This window comes from Variovorax paradoxus (assembly GCA_016806145.1).
Lineage (GTDB): Bacteria > Pseudomonadota > Gammaproteobacteria > Burkholderiales > Burkholderiaceae_C > Variovorax.
In genome coordinates this window covers 983,505-997,809 of the sequence record CP063167.1, presented here as the reverse complement: position 1 = coordinate 997,809, position 14,305 = coordinate 983,505, and the positions used below count along the sequence as shown (strand labels likewise).

The 14,305-nt window shown below is 62.5% G+C and carries 18 protein-coding genes and 1 pseudogene; 4 read left to right on the top strand and 15 right to left on the bottom strand.

What is annotated here, in order from left to right; all coding sequences use genetic code 11:
• Positions 1-210: 210 nt before the first annotated feature.
• Positions 211-579, top strand: a complete 369-nt coding sequence (locus INQ48_35640; protein ID QRF62829.1) for a phosphoglycerate kinase — start codon at positions 211-213, stop codon at positions 577-579.
• A gap of 98 nt (positions 580-677) precedes the next feature.
• Positions 678-1,274, top strand: coding sequence for a hypothetical protein (locus INQ48_35635; protein QRF63099.1), 597 nt, complete (start codon positions 678-680; stop codon positions 1,272-1,274).
• Between the two features lies 1 nt (position 1,275).
• On the opposite strand, the gene INQ48_35630 is transcribed toward INQ48_35635, so the two are convergent.
• The 6 genes from INQ48_35630 to INQ48_35605 all read right to left on the bottom strand — a co-directional run bounded on the left by INQ48_35630 (position 1,276) and on the right by INQ48_35605 (position 4,789).
• On the bottom strand, positions 1,276-1,857 hold the full coding sequence (locus INQ48_35630) for a hypothetical protein (GenBank protein QRF62828.1): 582 nt from the start codon (positions 1,855-1,857) through the stop codon (positions 1,276-1,278).
• Positions 1,858-2,130: 273 nt separating this feature from the next.
• Positions 2,131-2,802 carry a hypothetical protein gene (locus tag INQ48_35625; GenBank protein QRF62827.1) on the bottom strand — a complete coding sequence of 224 codons (672 nt, stop codon included), beginning with the start codon at positions 2,800-2,802 and terminating at the stop codon, positions 2,131-2,133.
• A gap of 7 nt (positions 2,803-2,809) precedes the next feature.
• A complete protein-coding gene (locus INQ48_35620; GenBank protein ID QRF62826.1) occupies positions 2,810-3,124 on the bottom strand; it encodes a hypothetical protein in 315 nt (104 codons plus the stop codon).
• Between the two features lie 492 nt (positions 3,125-3,616).
• A complete protein-coding gene (locus tag INQ48_35615; GenBank protein QRF62825.1) occupies positions 3,617-3,991 on the bottom strand; it encodes a hypothetical protein in 375 nt (124 codons plus the stop codon).
• 85 nt (positions 3,992-4,076) lie between these two features.
• Complete coding sequence (gene tnpB / locus INQ48_35610; protein ID QRF62824.1) at positions 4,077-4,412, bottom strand: IS66 family insertion sequence element accessory protein TnpB; 336 nt, start codon at positions 4,410-4,412, stop codon at positions 4,077-4,079.
• Complete coding sequence (locus INQ48_35605; protein QRF62823.1) at positions 4,409-4,789, bottom strand: transposase; 381 nt, start codon at positions 4,787-4,789, stop codon at positions 4,409-4,411. The genes tnpB and INQ48_35605 overlap by 4 nt, the downstream gene beginning before the upstream one ends.
• Positions 4,790-4,884: 95 nt before the next feature.
• On the opposite strand from INQ48_35605, the pseudogene INQ48_35600 reads away from it, so the two are divergent.
• A pseudogene (locus INQ48_35600) lies at positions 4,885-5,217 on the top strand (IS3 family transposase).
• Positions 5,218-5,329: 112 nt separating this feature from the next.
• On the opposite strand, the gene INQ48_35595 reads toward INQ48_35600, so the two are convergent.
• Positions 5,330-5,668, bottom strand: coding sequence for a helix-turn-helix transcriptional regulator (locus tag INQ48_35595; GenBank protein ID QRF62822.1), 339 nt, complete (start codon positions 5,666-5,668; stop codon positions 5,330-5,332).
• Between the two features lie 198 nt (positions 5,669-5,866).
• On the opposite strand from INQ48_35595, the gene INQ48_35590 reads away from it, so the two are divergent.
• On the top strand, positions 5,867-6,430 hold the full coding sequence (locus INQ48_35590) for a helix-turn-helix transcriptional regulator (GenBank protein QRF63098.1): 564 nt from the start codon (positions 5,867-5,869) through the stop codon (positions 6,428-6,430).
• 569 nt (positions 6,431-6,999) lie between these two features.
• Here INQ48_35590 and INQ48_35585 read toward each other — a convergent pair.
• The 8 genes from INQ48_35585 to INQ48_35550 form a co-directional block, all read right to left on the bottom strand.
• Positions 7,000-7,200 carry a YqaE/Pmp3 family membrane protein gene (locus tag INQ48_35585; protein QRF62821.1) on the bottom strand — a complete coding sequence of 67 codons (201 nt, stop codon included), beginning with the start codon at positions 7,198-7,200 and terminating at the stop codon, positions 7,000-7,002.
• Between the two features lie 486 nt (positions 7,201-7,686).
• A complete protein-coding gene (locus INQ48_35580; protein QRF62820.1) occupies positions 7,687-8,532 on the bottom strand; it encodes an SDR family NAD(P)-dependent oxidoreductase in 846 nt (281 codons plus the stop codon).
• Between the two features lie 3 nt (positions 8,533-8,535).
• The gene (locus tag INQ48_35575; GenBank protein QRF63097.1) at positions 8,536-9,528 is read right to left on the bottom strand and encodes a branched-chain amino acid ABC transporter permease; all 993 of its coding nucleotides are present in this window, start codon (positions 9,526-9,528) and stop codon (positions 8,536-8,538) included.
• Between the two features lie 37 nt (positions 9,529-9,565).
• On the bottom strand, positions 9,566-10,438 hold the full coding sequence (locus INQ48_35570) for a branched-chain amino acid ABC transporter permease (GenBank protein QRF62819.1): 873 nt from the start codon (positions 10,436-10,438) through the stop codon (positions 9,566-9,568).
• A 23-nt stretch (positions 10,439-10,461) separates the two neighbouring features.
• Positions 10,462-11,181 carry an ABC transporter ATP-binding protein gene (locus INQ48_35565; protein ID QRF62818.1) on the bottom strand — a complete coding sequence of 240 codons (720 nt, stop codon included), beginning with the start codon at positions 11,179-11,181 and terminating at the stop codon, positions 10,462-10,464.
• On the bottom strand, positions 11,178-11,999 hold the full coding sequence (locus tag INQ48_35560) for an ABC transporter ATP-binding protein (GenBank protein ID QRF62817.1): 822 nt from the start codon (positions 11,997-11,999) through the stop codon (positions 11,178-11,180). Before INQ48_35560 ends, INQ48_35565 begins: the two co-directional genes overlap by 4 nt.
• Positions 11,999-13,204 (bottom strand): ABC transporter substrate-binding protein, encoded by a 1,206-nt coding sequence (locus INQ48_35555; GenBank protein QRF62816.1) that lies wholly within the window; start codon positions 13,202-13,204, stop codon positions 11,999-12,001. Before INQ48_35555 ends, INQ48_35560 begins: the two co-directional genes overlap by 1 nt.
• A 131-nt stretch (positions 13,205-13,335) precedes the next feature.
• Complete coding sequence (locus INQ48_35550; protein QRF62815.1) at positions 13,336-14,181, bottom strand: winged helix-turn-helix transcriptional regulator; 846 nt, start codon at positions 14,179-14,181, stop codon at positions 13,336-13,338.
• Between the last annotated feature and the right edge of the window lie 124 nt (positions 14,182-14,305).

Sequence of the window (14,305 nt, the reverse complement as noted above, 5' to 3'; positions counted from 1 at the left end):
ACAAATGCCCTCCATCTACGCTTTTTTCCTCTTGCCGGGTTTCATGCAGTTGCCGTGAAACCTGACCGGTCGCCGGACACCGTCAACGGCCTGCCCGCTCCATTCGCTGTCGCTCCCGTGTTGGCCGTTCCCCGGACGGGTGACGCTGCCCGCTGCGCGTCCGGTCCTTTGTTCTCACGTTGATGAAACCCCAACAAAGTAGAACAACAGATGGGACTTGACATGTCCGCCTACACAACCAAAGCGCCAATTCCAGCGGTGGACCTCACGGTGGTGCCAGAGGACGCGGTGCAGATCGCCTACTGGCGCAAGCATCCGAGCCTGCATGGCTGGATGGAACAGCTCTATCGCAGCGAGGGCGGCACCGCGGAAATCTTTAACTGCGTGCCGATGCGGATCGACGCCGAAGACCTCGATGCGCTGGAGAGGGCACTCGATGAAAGCGGCTTGCCCGAAACGACGGGCTTGTTCTTCGGCGTAACTTGCCCTGAAGACATCGCGCTTGATCGCGCCTTCATCGCGGCGGTGCGTGCTGCGTTGGCCGCCGGTGCGTTCGTCTTCTACGACTCTTGGTGGTGACCGGCTGCCCCGCAGGCGCTTGCCTGCGGGCATTCCGTCGTATGTGAGGCCCTGGCTATGATGGCCGCCACACCATCCAACTCGAAACAAGAATGGGCCTGCGCATCAACTACGTCCTCATCGACTATGAGAGCGTCCAGCCTGAGGCGCTGTCCGTTCTGCATGAGGAGCACTTTCGGCTGATCGTCTTTGTCGGCGCGACGCAGGCCAAGGTCTCGTTTGAAACCGCCGCCGCGCTGCAGCGCATGGGCAGCAGGGCCGACTACGTTAAGATCGCAGGCAGCGGTCCGAACGCGCTGGATTTCCACATCGCCTTCTATATCGGCCAGCTCGCCCTGCAGGAAGGCAGTCCGTACTTTCACATCATCTCGAAGGACACCGGCTTCGATCCGCTGATCCGGCATCTGAAGGACCGGAAGATCTTCGCCGCGCGCTGGCGCGACGTGACCGAGATTCCGCTGCTCAAGGTCTCGAACGCGAAATCGTCAGCTGAGAAGCTGGCGATCATCGTCGAGCACCTGAAGACGCGTGGCGCTGCGCGTCCGCGCAAGATGAAGACGCTGATGAACGCGATCAGCTCGCTCTTTCAGAAGCAGGTTCCCGCAGAGGAACTGGTCGCCTTGGTCAGCGAGCTTCAGGCGCAGGGGCTCGTTCTCGTCACCGACACCAACGTCTCCTACAGCCTGCCAGGCTAGTTCAACCGTTGTTCCTGACGAATTCGATCGCCTCGCGCGTTGCGAAGAACTTCCGGGAGCCCTTGCTGGCGAACTCAACGCGCAAGAGCCCAGCGGCGACGAGGGAGTCCAGGTCCTCGTTCACGAACCGGGGTTCGTCGTACTGAATTTGACCCGCAGCAGGAGCTCCAATGAACTGAATCTCAGGGGGCCGACCCGTGCTGAGCTTGTGCTCCATCGCATACTGAGCGCGGGATTCAACAAGCTGGCTCAGGATTGACCGGGCCTGGCTTGAGAGCTTGGGCGCGGCAGCGAGCACATTCACAAGTCCCCCAAACCCTTCGATGCTGCTGGCAATCGACGCGATCTGGTCCTGCAGTGTGCTCAGCCGCGAGACCAGGTCTTGATGGTTGACCGATAGCAACTTGGACAACTCGTCGGCGAGTGCCTTGTTTTGGGCGATGGTCTCCGCAAGACCCGCGTTCTGGCTCTCACGCAACCATTCGACAAACGCATCCAGGCTCGCGCCTGATCTCTCCGCTTTGAAGTTGGATAACAGGCCGACAATCGTGGCGAACGTACCGGCCAGGGTAAGCGGGTCCAAATTGCATCTCCTTCCAGGCGGCTGAATGGGCCGGACGCCCGATAGCTTACCGGGCGATGATGTGATCCGCGTGATCGCACTATCGCGCGGCCCACACGATCAGCGCGACGCCGAGCAGAAGCAGCAGGAGGATCAGCGACCCGAACGGGTTCTGCTCCAGGACCCGCACGAGGGTCGCGATATCGGTGAGCTTGGGGGTACGAGGCACTGCGGTCCTTTCGGGTACAGCGAGCGTCATTGACGCAACGCCGCCACGATAAGGACCGCGATTCCTTACGTCATCAGTTTTCGCCGTTTCTCCAGAAACCGCGACAGCGACAGCTCCTTGCCGAGAAACTGCGATTGGCTCGTCTCGATCATCTTGATCAGCGTCTTCGCCTTGGTCTTGCCGACGCCGTACTTCCCGCTAGCGAGCAGGCGCTCGACGGCGCTGTCGAACGAGAGGATGGTCTCGTCCCGCTGCGCGAGGTCCCAGGCCTCGTGGCAGAGCTGTCCGGCGAGCTGCCAGTCCTGCCGCACGGCGGCTGCCTTCTTCGGCGAGCCTGTCGGGACAGTGGCGCTCGAAAACACCTCATCAAGGGAATGATGCTGCCCCGGATGCAGAAACGCGTCCATCCGGCTGCGAAAGGCGAGCGCAAGCCATTCGGGCAGCGGCAGGTTCTCGTCGGCGCACAGACCGATGGCCTGCAGCAGGGAGAGCGTATCGCCCGCTTCGTAGCGGGTGCGGAAGACGCCGAGATGGCGGTGGACTTCCTCCAGGGACATGAAGCGCATGGAGCCGCGCGGATGCCCGAAACGAAACGCTGTGCGGAAGAATGTTGCGGCCTTGCCCCATGCAGGCTCCAGCCCGGCCAGCGCGCGCTCCTCCGCGTTACAGACATTCTCAAAGCCGGGCAGCAGGCCGGGCCAGTCTTCCGGGTCGCCGAGATCGACCTTCTCGGCCATCGCCGTCCTAGAAGTGCGCGTTCTTCAGGCGCTTGCCGAGCGAAGCGATGCTGAGGCCAAAGACCATCAACACGATCGCAGGCAGGCAACCAACGATGGATTCCGGCACCCACCAGGTCGGGATGGACGGATAGAGCTCAGCTAGAGCGCGCGTTGCGACCACTTGCTTTCCCATACCTTGCGTGATGGAGCCTACGCCGGTCGCCACATTGCCGATCGCGCCGATCAGGAGGATGAACGCGCTCGTGAGAACAAGGTTCTTGCCGAGGCCGATAAGGCGGCGGGGCTCGCGCAGGAAGTATTGGTAGATCCGGTCAAACATGGTCTGGTCCTTTTGGGTCTGGCATCACGCCGACGCCTTTTAGAACACTACATCTAGGGGTTCCGCTGTCCTTTTAGGCCACATATAGCGTACTGCAAATTTCGGGTTCTGGGCGATCCGGGCTATGCCCGGCCGGGCTCTATGCGCGAGCGCACCGGGCCTGATGGTCCCGGCCAGAAGGTAGCGATCCCTATCGCGAAGGCGGCGAACAGCAGCGTCAGCCGCGCGGCCCCACGCTGAAAACCTGAAGTGCCGGGCAGGGCCCGGACGATTCCTTGTGTCGATTGGCTAAGGGGCCTTCCCCTCGCGCTCTTCGCGGTGAAGGCTGCGCCCAGCCTGGCCGGTGTCCCCATGTTTCGCAGAGCTTCAACACGGCTTCGCCGCCCCTTCGGGGTGGGTGATCCCGCTCCGGCCAGCCTGCCTCTCCGTTTGCGTCCCCGGTTTCGCCAACGGGCAGGGGTGATGCGCATTTCGCTGCATCAACCCCAAGCCCTAAAGGAGTGAAGACCGTGAAGACGCAAACCACCAGGACCGATGTTTGCCCAGCAAGGCATCCAGCTCGGCTTGCAAGCTCTCCCGGTCCACGACCACGGTCTCCTCGAACAGCTGACGCTGTTCGGTCGTCATGCGCTCGCTGTGCGCGCTGAACTGCCAACGCTTCAGGCGCTGTAGCTCGAACGTGATCTTTTCGATCCTCGCGTCCTTGAACTTCAGCGCCTGGTCGCGCTGCTCGATCTGCTCTTGGTGGATCTGCAGGGCCTTGGACTGCTGCCCAATGTGGCTGAGCATCTGCAGCAGCAGCGCATCCTTCTCTTCGGGAGCGAGGCGATCAAGATCACCGGGCTTCAGAGCTTGGGCATCGAGCATGTCACCCATTGTGCGAGACGACGCGCTCACTCGTCATCGGGCATGCGCCAATTGATCGCGCCAGTGCGAGGCGAGGTCTTCTCGGCTACGTGCGCGTGATGAGCTGCATCTGCTGCAGCCGCTGCCACGGCAGGCCCACGACGAGCGCGTCGAACTGCGATTGCGTCAGCGCGGGTAGCGCGTTCGAGCCAGGTACCGGCCACGCGAAGCGGCCCTCGTTGAGACGCCGCGCGGCGCACCACAGCCCGAAGCCATCGTGAACGAGCAGCTTGATGAGAGTGGCACGAGCATTGGCGAACACATAGCCATGGTGAGCCTGCGCGGCGCCGAAGACTTGCACGACTCTCGTCAACAGTCGCTCCGCGCCGGATCGCATATCGATCGGCTCGACCGCCAGCCACATCGCGTCGATGCGAATCATTGCAACAGCTCTCGCATCCATGCCGCGCATTGCGCCGCCGCAGTCGCAGGCCAGGTCACAACAATCTTGATCGCGCCTCGCTGCAGCTCTACTCGGATATCGCTCAACGGCGCAGGCGACGGTAGTGGCAGCGGCACGAACTTGGTCGTCGTTTCCTTGACGCGCTTCGCAACGACGACTCCTTCGAAATCCTCCCGCTCGGAATCGGCGTCCTTGGTCCAACGACGCACGAGGTTCGCATTGACGCCGTTGGCCATCGCCACCGACGCCAACGACACACCCGGCTTGCTGCACGCCGCCACGACGTGCGCCTTGAATTCGGCGCTGTGCTTGCGTCGCCTCCGACGCCCCTCGCTAAGAGCAACTGAAGTGTCCATTTCTCCACCAAGAAGTGAACTGACCCCCAGAAGTTAAGTGGAGTAGTGGAGCCTTGCGTGACCGACGGAATCAAGACGGGACGGCTGGCCGCTTACTTGGGACCAGTCCGGACGCGGAGTTGGTCAACACGATGCTGGGCGCAGCCATCGAGACAGTGGCCGACACGGCTGATCGGCCCGTGGTTCACTCCGATCGTGGCGGCCACTACCGCTGGCCAGGTTGGCTATCAAGAATGAGCGACGCAAACTTCATTCGCTCGATGTCTCGCAAGGCATGCTCGCCCGACAACGCAGCCTGCGAAGGCTTCTTCGGTCGGCTGAAGAACGAACTGTTCTATCCTCGAGACTGGAGGAGCGCCACCATCGAGCAGTTCGTCGAGGCGCTCGACGCGTACATCCGCTGGTACAACGAGAAGCGGATCAAGCTACCCTTGGCTCCCTTAGCCCGATCGAAACCGGGTGAGCCTTTGACTTGCGGCATAAGCCAGTCCAAGTCCTTGATCGCAGCCCAACTCAACAACCTGTCCGGTGTAGAAATCGTCAACGCAGCTGCGAACGCCTATTGCCAGTGGCAGGTTTGGGCTCGTGCGACGCCTGATTAACTCGACGCTTTCTGCTGTGCTCACCCATCGATGGCTGAACGACGTGCGTGTTGCCTAAAAGCAAATCCGAAACTGTCGTTTTCAACGCAAATGCCACCGTGCCAAGAGTCCACAGCGATGGATTGGCTAATCCTCGCTCCATTAGAGATATGTAAGTGCGATCGAGTTCACAGTCGAAAGCGAGCTCGGCTTGGGATCTATCAGCCTCTATTCGAAGTTCTTTGAGCCGCTTCCCCAGTGCAATTGAAATGGGCTCTCTGTGCGCGAGCGTCTGCACGTTCGATCTCTTGACGGGTATTGGCATACCCGGTGACCTTCCTTCTTTGAAGTACTAGAATCGACGGCATATACACTGCATAGAAGAACTGCTGTGAGCCCGACTCGAGCATCACCCTTGCCAACTGCGGAGCCAGTACAAGTTCCCGACACTGCTTTGCCGGCGCAAGGATGCCGACCAGCACATGAAGCACGTAGCCTGTCAGCAACGCGCATAGGAGCGCAAGTAAGAGCGCTTCGCGTGGCGACTGACGTATCCGGCGGAGCGTTGGCGCAGGCCTCAGGAATTTCTGCCTCGATGATCTCGCGCATCGAGCGAGGCTTGGTGTCCCCGTCAGTAGACACCTTGGATCGTCTTGCCGAAAGCCTACGCGTGCCGGTGTCTCGTCTTTTCGCAGAGAGAGAGATTCGGGCTGATTTTTGCCATGTGCCCGCTGGGTGTGGGCTAGTGGTCGACCGAAGCGGCGCGGCGTTGGACTATCGCCATGAACTGCTGGGTCACCTACTCTCGGGCCACATCCTAGTGGAGCCGCATCTGGTCACACTATTGCCTAGTGCCGAGCCTTTCGTGACTTCCCAGCACCACGGTGTGAAATTTCTGTACTTCCTCTCTGGCGAGGTCACATATCGCTATGGCAGCAAGACGGTTTCGGTAAGGGCTGGAGACTCGCTCTTGTTCGATGCCAACGTGCAGCACGGGATCGAGGCGTTCCAGCACCAACCGGTCTCGTACCTGTCAGTGGTGCTGGCGCGGCGCGACTGAACTCGGGCACACCCGCCGCATCGCGCTGAACTTATAAGCCGTGGCGGCAGTTCGCTTCCGTCGAGACGGTGCCAACGTACAGAATGTTAATTTGTTGGGCGAATGTGCGGGCATGTGAGCCAAGGCGCTCACCTGAAGGAAGGCCGACTATGGATGAAACTAAACGCAATCGTCATGGATCCGTGCAGTTCAGCCCGTTGGATGCAGTCGCTGGGGCTCGGCATGATGCCAGTGAAAAGGCCGCGTCAAAGCTCTGTTCATCGTCGCATGGCCTCATGTTTTTCCGCCAGTCTTGACGGCCGCCTGACTGCCGAGCATTACCCGAAAATGTGAAAATCCCGCACGGACCACGAGTGTTTTCTGCCTTAGCAGTTCGGCATGCCGAACTGCCCCGGTTTGGAGTGTTACTGCGTGCGGGGCTTAGCTTCGCTCGATAGGTGGTAAAGCATGTCGCGTTTCCGGTTCGCCTGGAAGTCCTGGTGATGCTTGGGCTCTGCTGATCGAGGGATCTGGCGTCGCGGAGAGCGTCTTTCTAGCGATCGATCCGTATGCTCGCTCACATGCGACGCTCAGGTGTTCCTGCGAGCGCTCAGCGCCCTTTCGATCTTGCGGTCCGTCTTGTACTGGCTGAGCGCATACACGGCCCAGATCGCAGCCGGAAGCCAGCCGATGAGGGTAACCTGCAAGATCAAACAGATGATGCCTGCGATCGGGCGGCCGATCGTGAAGAAGGCGACGAAGGGAAGAAGGATGGCCAGGATGAGACGCAAAGTGTTTTCTCCGTGGTTGGTCTAGACATGATCCTGCCAAAGGACCGGCCGGCGGACCATAGCTTCTCCTCACGATCTATCCGCCCACCAGGTTGCCAGCGGTCGGCATTTCGGGGTGGATAGTGAGAGGGCCGTAGCACGGCTGGGATCGGCCCGTAGGTTCCAGGCATTCGCAAGCTGAAAGCCGCATGAGGCGGGCCACAGCATCACACCAAAGTTCCGACGCCAGCGTGGCTTAGCTGCTCACCGCGCACGCTCCCCAATAACCGCCTGATCGTCGGTCCGATGGAACCCACCCTCTTAAACCTTTCGGATGAGCGAGACTCGTGCCGATTTCCGCCGCCGTCCCCCTTCAGCGCAGCGCGGTCCTCTGCTCAGCCGACAGACAGCGAAACCCGCTCCGAAAACCTAGCCTGACTGGCTCTCGAAGGCTTTCTGTGGCTTGGCTCACCCGAGCCGGGCATGCCTTCTCTCGCCCCCCGGCAATCAGACCCGCGAAGGCGCCGCGGGCATCCTGCCATCGATGTCCGTGAACCCGTACTCTTGCGCCAGTTCTGCAACCAGATGCAGTCGACCGCTCTTTTCCATGATCGCTGGATCGGCCGCCAAGCCCACCACAGCCCGCCCCGCGAACTCGGAGGACTCCCCGCTTTCCATGATCCGCTTGGCCAGTGGTGCAGGGACCCGGTCCGGCTGAACGAGGAACTTCTCGCTCTTGATAAAACCCGGCCAAATCACGACCGCGGCCACGTTGAAGGGCTTGAGGTCGTGAGCCATGTCCTTGGCCATTTTGTCGACGCCGGCCTTCTGCACTCCGAAGGGCACGTTGAAGGTGTAGCGCACAGCGCCGCCCGAGGAGGTATTGACGATCAGTCCTTTGCGGCGGGCAACCATCTTCGGCGCCGCGCAGCGGCTGGCAATGTAGTGCGAGCGCAGCCCCACGCGCAGCAGGTTTTCCCAAAGACCGTCTTCGAGCTCCCAGAAGGGCACGTTGACCGGCATGTGGGACGGGGCCGCAAACACGTTGTTCACCAGGATGTCGATCGCTGCGTCTTGTTCATCGTGCACACGCTCGAACACGCGCTTCACACTGGCGTCGTCGCCATGGTCGCAGACGATCGGGATGCATAGGCCGCCGCGCTGGGCGATTTCATCGGCGGTTTCCTGAAGGGACCCCGGCCAATTTGACGCGCCGGCCTCGAGCGTGCGCCCGGTCGCATAGACCAGCGCCCCGGCTTCACCGAGTGCCAGCGCGACGCCCTTGCCGACGCCTCGCGTTGCGCCCGTCACCACGGCCACCTGGCCCTCAAGCGGCCTGTTGCGATTCAGCATGCTTCATTTCTCCTTGATATCGATGGGATTCAGGGGCGGTGCCGCAGCGCGATCGGACACAGCCATGCGTCCGCGCCACTTGGACAGCAGCGGCAGCACGAACACGGCCCCGAGCATCACGGCGCCGTAGAGAACGCCCGTGAGCTCTTGCGACAGCTTTTCGGCGACGTCGGGCACGAAGGAGAGAAAGACCGCGGCCACAAAGGTACCCACGCTCGAGCTCGGACCAGCAAGCGCCACGCCGACCAGCAGGCTCAGCGAGAGGAAGATCGGGAAGCTGTCCGGAGAGACGAAGTGGGTCAGGCCCGTGTTGAGTGCGCCGGCCGCACCGACGGTGGCAGCACTGACCGCGAACGCGGTCGCTCGCCACTTGCGGACGTCGACGCCGACGGCCAGGGCGGCTGTCGGATGGTCGCGCAAGGTGATCCAGGCAAGACCCGCCGGGCCGTTGAGCAGTCGCCGCAGCACGCCGTAGATCAGTGCGGTCCAGGCAGCCGTCAGGAGCAGGTTCCACGCATCGGGTTGCAGGAACTCGATGCCGAAAGGTGCAGCCGGCGGGTCCAGGCTCAGCCCACTGACGCCGCCAGTCCAGGGCTCCAGCAGCGGATGCTTCAGAAGCTGCGGCAGCGCGACAGCGAGTGTGAAGGTGGCCAAAGCGAGATAGGGTCCCGCCAATCGGGTCGCTGGCAGACCGAAGAGGAAGCCGAAGAGTCCGCAGACTGCCATGGCTGCGGGCACGATGACATAGAAAGGCAGCCACTGATGGGAGAGCAAGATGCCCGCGGTGTAAGCGCCGACGGCAAAGAAGGCGCCGTGGCCCAGCGAGATTTGCCCGCTGGAGCCGATCAGCAGTTGCAAGCCTCGCACGGCCAGCGCCAGGATCAGCACGCTCGACAGCTTGAAGGCCCAATAGCTCGGGAGCAGCGACGCGACTGCCACGCAGGCAATGGCGAGCACGGCCAGCCACGCCGTTGCCGGCGCGACAAGTAGGCGCAGGGGTCGCACGCTCGGCGTGGAAGAGATGTGGGTGGACTCAGACACGCTGAACCGCCTTTCCGCCGAGCAGGCCTTGGGGCCGCACCACAAGGATGGCAAACATCAAAACCAGCGCGATCGTGAGCTTGAGCTCATTGCCGGTCACGTAGGCACCCAGCAGGTTCTCGCCAATCCCCAGCACGAGGCCTCCCAGGATGGCGCCGGGCGGGCTGTCGACACCGCCCACGACTGCGGCGGCGAAGCCATAGATCATGATGCCGGCCATCATGTGCGGGCCGAGGAAAACCACCGGAGTGGCCAGCAGGCCCGCGACCGCCCCGATCGCGCCTGCGACGCCCCAGCCGATCATCAGCAGCCGGCTCACGCTGACCCCGGACAGCGCGCTCGAAAGCGGATTCAGGGCCGCTGCGCGCATTGCCAGGCCGAGACGTGTGAAACGGAAGAAGGCACTCATCGCCAGCAGCACGGCAAGCGTGACCGCGACGGTACCGAGCGCGTGGCCCGACAACATGCCCTGGCCCAGCGGGCTCCAGGCCTCGAACGGGCTCGCGAAGCTATGGCTTTCGTGGCCAAACAGCAGCCCGGCCGCGCTCTGGATGATGATCATCAGTGCCACGAAGACCGTCACGATCGACAGCAACGGCGCGTTATGCAGCGGCCGCAAGGCGACGCGTTCGATCAGGGCGCCGGCGACGAAACCGAAAGCGATGGCTGCAATGCCTGCGGCCCAGTACGGCACGCCGGCCTCGAGCAGCGACCAGGCGATGTAGGTGGAGAACATCGCCATCTCGCCTTGCGCAAAATTCACGTGATGGGTCGCGCGATAGATCATGACCAGGGCCAGCGCCAGCATGGCGTAGATGCACCCGTTCACAAAACCCGCGACCACCTGTTGGACAAATTCCGTCATGTGTCTGTGTCTCCTTCTTCTTCTCAGATGCCGAGGTAGGCCTTCTTCACGCGCGGGTCGTCGCGCAGGGCCTGTGCGTTTCCGCTGATGGCAACGCTCCCTGCTTCCAGCACGTAGGCTGTGTGCGCCAGGTCGAGCGCAAGGCGGGCGTTTTGCTCGACGACGAGGATGCCCAGGCCGCTGTCACGGTTGATCTGGGCCAGCACCTCGAAGATCTGTCGAACCACCAGGGGGGCCAGCCCGAAGGACGGCTCATCGAGCATCAGCAAGCGGGGCTTGAGCATCAATGCGCGCGCGATCGCGACCATCTGCTGCTCGCCGCCGCTCAGCAGCCCGGCCGGCTTGCTGCGGTAGTCCGCAAGCCGCGGAAAGAGGGCATACATCCGCTCGATGTCGCGCCGCACATCGGCACCGCGTCGGCGAGTGATCGCACCGACCAGCAGGTTTTCCTCGACAGTCAACTGCGTGAAGGTGCCGCGGCCGTCCGGTACATGGGCCACACCCAGCCGGGCGATGGCATCGCTGGTGAGACCCGCAATGGATTGGCCGTCCAGGAGGATCTGTCCGCGCGTGCTGACCAAGGCGTGGCTGATCGATCGCAGCAGCGTGGTCTTGCCGGCGCCATTCGCACCCAGCAGGGCGGTGATGCCCCCGTTAGCTACATCGAGATCGACCGACTTGAGCACGGGCGAAGCCTGGTACGCCGCGAAGAGGCCGCGGACCTGCAGCAGCGGGCCGCTCATGATTCACCTCCCAGGTAGGCGCGCACCACCTCGGGGTTGGCCGCCACGGCATCGGGCCGACCTTCAGCGATCTTTCGGCCGAACTCGAGCACCACGACCTGGTCAGACACGCGCATCACGAGGTTCATGTGATGCTCGATCAGCAGGACCGAGGTGCCCCGCCGGTTCCGGATCTCGAGGATCCAGCCGAGGAGCTCTTCCACCTCCTCGTGGTTGAGGCCCGCGGCCGGTTCGTCCAGCAGCAGCATCTGTGGCTTCATCGCGAGGGCGCGGGCCAGCTCTACGCGTTTGCGCGTGCCAAAGGACAGTTGGGCGACTGGGATGTCGGCCACCTCGCGCAGGCGGGCAAAGGCGAGCAGTTCGTCGACGCATGCGTTGACCTGCTCGCGGTCCTGGCGGCCTCGGCGATTGCGCATCAGCGCCGCGAAATGCCGACCACCGAACTGCAGGAAGCAGCCGGTCTCGACGTTCTTGCGCACTGTTTGACGATCGAACAGCGCGACGTTCTGGAAGGTGCGAGCAATGCCGAGGGCGGGCACTTCGTGCGCGCGTACCGTTCGCAGGTCGCGCTCGGCAAAGTGGATCGCACCTTCATTTGGCTCGTAGAGACGGCTCAGGCAGTTGAACAAGGTGGTCTTGCCGGCGCCGTTCGGACCGATGACGCCGCAGATCACGCCGCGGCCGACCGAAAACGAAACGTCGGACAACGCGCGGATGCCGCCGAAGCGCAAGCCCAGGCCATCGATGCGTAGCAGCGGCGCGGCGCGCGCTGGGTCCCGCCCGCGGGCAGCGGGAGACGAAGAATGCAGCGCGCTCATCAGACCACCGGGAGCCAGCGGGCGCCGTCGAAGCGCTGCAGGCGAAGCTGCTGCACGATACGGTAGTCGGTGAGCGAGGTGTTCACCGTGATGCCCGGCACCAGCGCGGGCAGCGCCACATTCTTGAGTGAGGTGGCTTCCTTGAGGATGCGTTCGGCGCTCAGGTCGTCGCCGCAGCGCCTGAGCACCTCGGTCATCAGGAACCCCATGCTGTAGCCCACGAGATTGAGCTGCTCGGTGGTGTCACCCTCGGGGTAGTATTTCTTCATGAACGCGAGCCAGTCCTTGTAGGCCGCGTCATTCACCCATTCGGCATCGCCGGCGGATTTGCTCGGCGTGGCGGATACGAGGCCGGTGGACTTGTCCAGGCCTGCGACCCGCAGCACCGTGGCGATGAAATTGCTGGTGATGGGAATGATGTGTAGCGGCTTCCAGGGCAACTCGCTGACCTTGCGAATCGCTTGGATGGTGAACTTGGGGCTCGTGATATCCATGAAGACGTCGGCGCCCGTGGCCGCGAGGCTGATGATCTGTGAATCGATCGTGGGAGCCGTCACCTCGTAGCCCGTGGCCATCACAACCTGGACCTGGCTGCCCAGCGTTTGCAACTGTCGCTTGAACGCGGCCAAGTACTCCTTGCCGAAATCGTCGTTCTGGTAGAGCACCGCGACCTTGGCGCTTGGCTTGGTCTTGTGGATGTACTCGGCGTAGACCGAAGCCTCGGTCGAAAACGTCGGCAAACCCGGCACCGTCCAGGGAAAGTTCTTCGGGTCCGCAAAGCGATCGCTGCCGGCGTAGACGAAAAGCTGAGGGACCTTCTTGCCGTTGAGGTACTTCTGGACCGCCACGTTCTGCGCCGTGCCCATGCTGGCGAACATGGCCTTGACGCCCTCGCGCTCGACGAGGTTGCGTGTCTGCTCCACGGCCTTGGCGGGGTTGTAGGCGTCGTCCAGCGACAGCAGCGTGACGCTGCGCCCGTTGATGCCCCCGTTGTCGTTGAGCATCTTGAAGTAGCGCGCCTGCACCTTTCCGATCGCGCTCAGCGCTGACAAAGGGCCGCTGTAAGGCATCGTCTGCCCGAGTCGGATCTCTCCCTTGAAGCTCGGCTGGGGTTGAGCCAGCACGCGATCGAAGGAGAGCGTCAAGGGCGCCAGCGATGCCTTCAGCAGGCTGCGGCGCGATATCGGGAGCTTGGGGACATTCATCGTGGTTCCAGTTCACTGAGACAAGTGCCGCGCTCGGCGCGCGCAGTGGGGCACGTTTGCCCAACTACTTTCTGCCCAATGATTATCTTCCTGGCAAGATAAACGTCACTAGCGTAAACCCTGTCGTAGCGCTACATGGCGGCTATCAGTCGCCGGAAGCATTCATCCATCTGCCGTAGTTCCGCTCGGCTGACTCCACTGGCCTTGACGATGCCTTCCAGTGATTGCGCAATGCGAGTCATCGCGGTGTCGGCAACGGCTTGGCCGCGCTTGGTGAGCTTCACCAACTCGGAGCGACGGTCTTCCGCCGCTGCGGCGCGTGCAATGAGCTTCTGAGCGCGCAGGCTGTCAAGCCGCTTGGTGATCGCTCCCGATGTGACGAGCAGTTCCTTGTACAGATCGGTCGGCCGCATGGCGTTGTCGGCACCGTTGCGCCGCAGGGCCAAGAGCACGTGCAGATCGCCGACGGTGGTGTCGGCCTGCTTGGCGATCTCCTGCACGCGTCGCTCGTGCAGGTAGTGCGCATGCTCGAGCCGCAAGAAGAAGCCGGCGAGCCAGAAGTCAACGTCGGGGCGCTCGTGAGCCCAGGCCAGCGAGATGGCATCGAGGCGTTGAGGTTTGAGCGCGTTCGCAGCCTTTGCCTCCTTGGCCGCTAGCTCGCTCTGGAGTGCGTCGCTTGGGCTGTCCGCGCTCGTCGGTTCACTGGCGGCCCACTGCAGCAGCGCCTGGATCGCCGCTTCGTAGCTCAGGCCTTGGTCGCCGGCGCCGTGCTCGCCATGGCTGGGCCCGAGCTTTGTCTGCTTGTATTTGCCCTCTCCAATGAATACTCGGCCGTACCAGACGGCACCGCGGCTGCCCTTGTAGTAGCCGAGGTGCACTCGTGGCGAATGGATGTGCCAGTAGGGCTTGCCGCGCGGAGCCAGCGCTCGCCGGGATTGCGTGGACGAGAGGTCGATTGATGCGAAGGGCTGGGCCATGGTGATTCTGGTTTTGTCCAATTTAGTTTACCCAATTTACCCAATATCAATCTTGCGGCGACGTCTTCCTGGTCCGAAGAGAAGCTCGTAAACCGCTTTTTGCCCAATTTGCCTAACACCTTTT

What these genes read in the sequence shown, in the direction of transcription:
- INQ48_35615 (QRF62825.1), bottom strand. Translation starts at nt 3,991, where the DNA reads ATGCTCGATGCCCAAGCTCTGAAGCCCGGTGATCTTGATCGCCTCGCT.
- INQ48_35565 (QRF62818.1), bottom strand. Translation starts at nt 11,181, where the DNA reads ATGAGCGGCCCGCTGCTGCAGGTCCGCGGCCTCTTCGCGGCGTACCAG.
- INQ48_35640 (QRF62829.1), top strand. Translation starts at nt 211, where the DNA reads ATGGGACTTGACATGTCCGCCTACACAACCAAAGCGCCAATTCCAGCG.
- INQ48_35605 (QRF62823.1), bottom strand. Translation starts at nt 4,789, where the DNA reads ATGGACACTTCAGTTGCTCTTAGCGAGGGGCGTCGGAGGCGACGCAAG.
- INQ48_35625 (QRF62827.1), bottom strand. Translation starts at nt 2,802, where the DNA reads ATGGCCGAGAAGGTCGATCTCGGCGACCCGGAAGACTGGCCCGGCCTG.
- INQ48_35550 (QRF62815.1), bottom strand. Translation starts at nt 14,181, where the DNA reads ATGGCCCAGCCCTTCGCATCAATCGACCTCTCGTCCACGCAATCCCGG.
- INQ48_35620 (QRF62826.1), bottom strand. Translation starts at nt 3,124, where the DNA reads ATGTTTGACCGGATCTACCAATACTTCCTGCGCGAGCCCCGCCGCCTT.
- INQ48_35570 (QRF62819.1), bottom strand. Translation starts at nt 10,438, where the DNA reads ATGACGGAATTTGTCCAACAGGTGGTCGCGGGTTTTGTGAACGGGTGC.
- tnpB (QRF62824.1), bottom strand. Translation starts at nt 4,412, where the DNA reads ATGATTCGCATCGACGCGATGTGGCTGGCGGTCGAGCCGATCGATATG.
- INQ48_35555 (QRF62816.1), bottom strand. Translation starts at nt 13,204, where the DNA reads ATGAATGTCCCCAAGCTCCCGATATCGCGCCGCAGCCTGCTGAAGGCA.
- INQ48_35580 (QRF62820.1), bottom strand. Translation starts at nt 8,532, where the DNA reads ATGCTGAATCGCAACAGGCCGCTTGAGGGCCAGGTGGCCGTGGTGACG.
- INQ48_35560 (QRF62817.1), bottom strand. Translation starts at nt 11,999, where the DNA reads ATGAGCGCGCTGCATTCTTCGTCTCCCGCTGCCCGCGGGCGGGACCCA.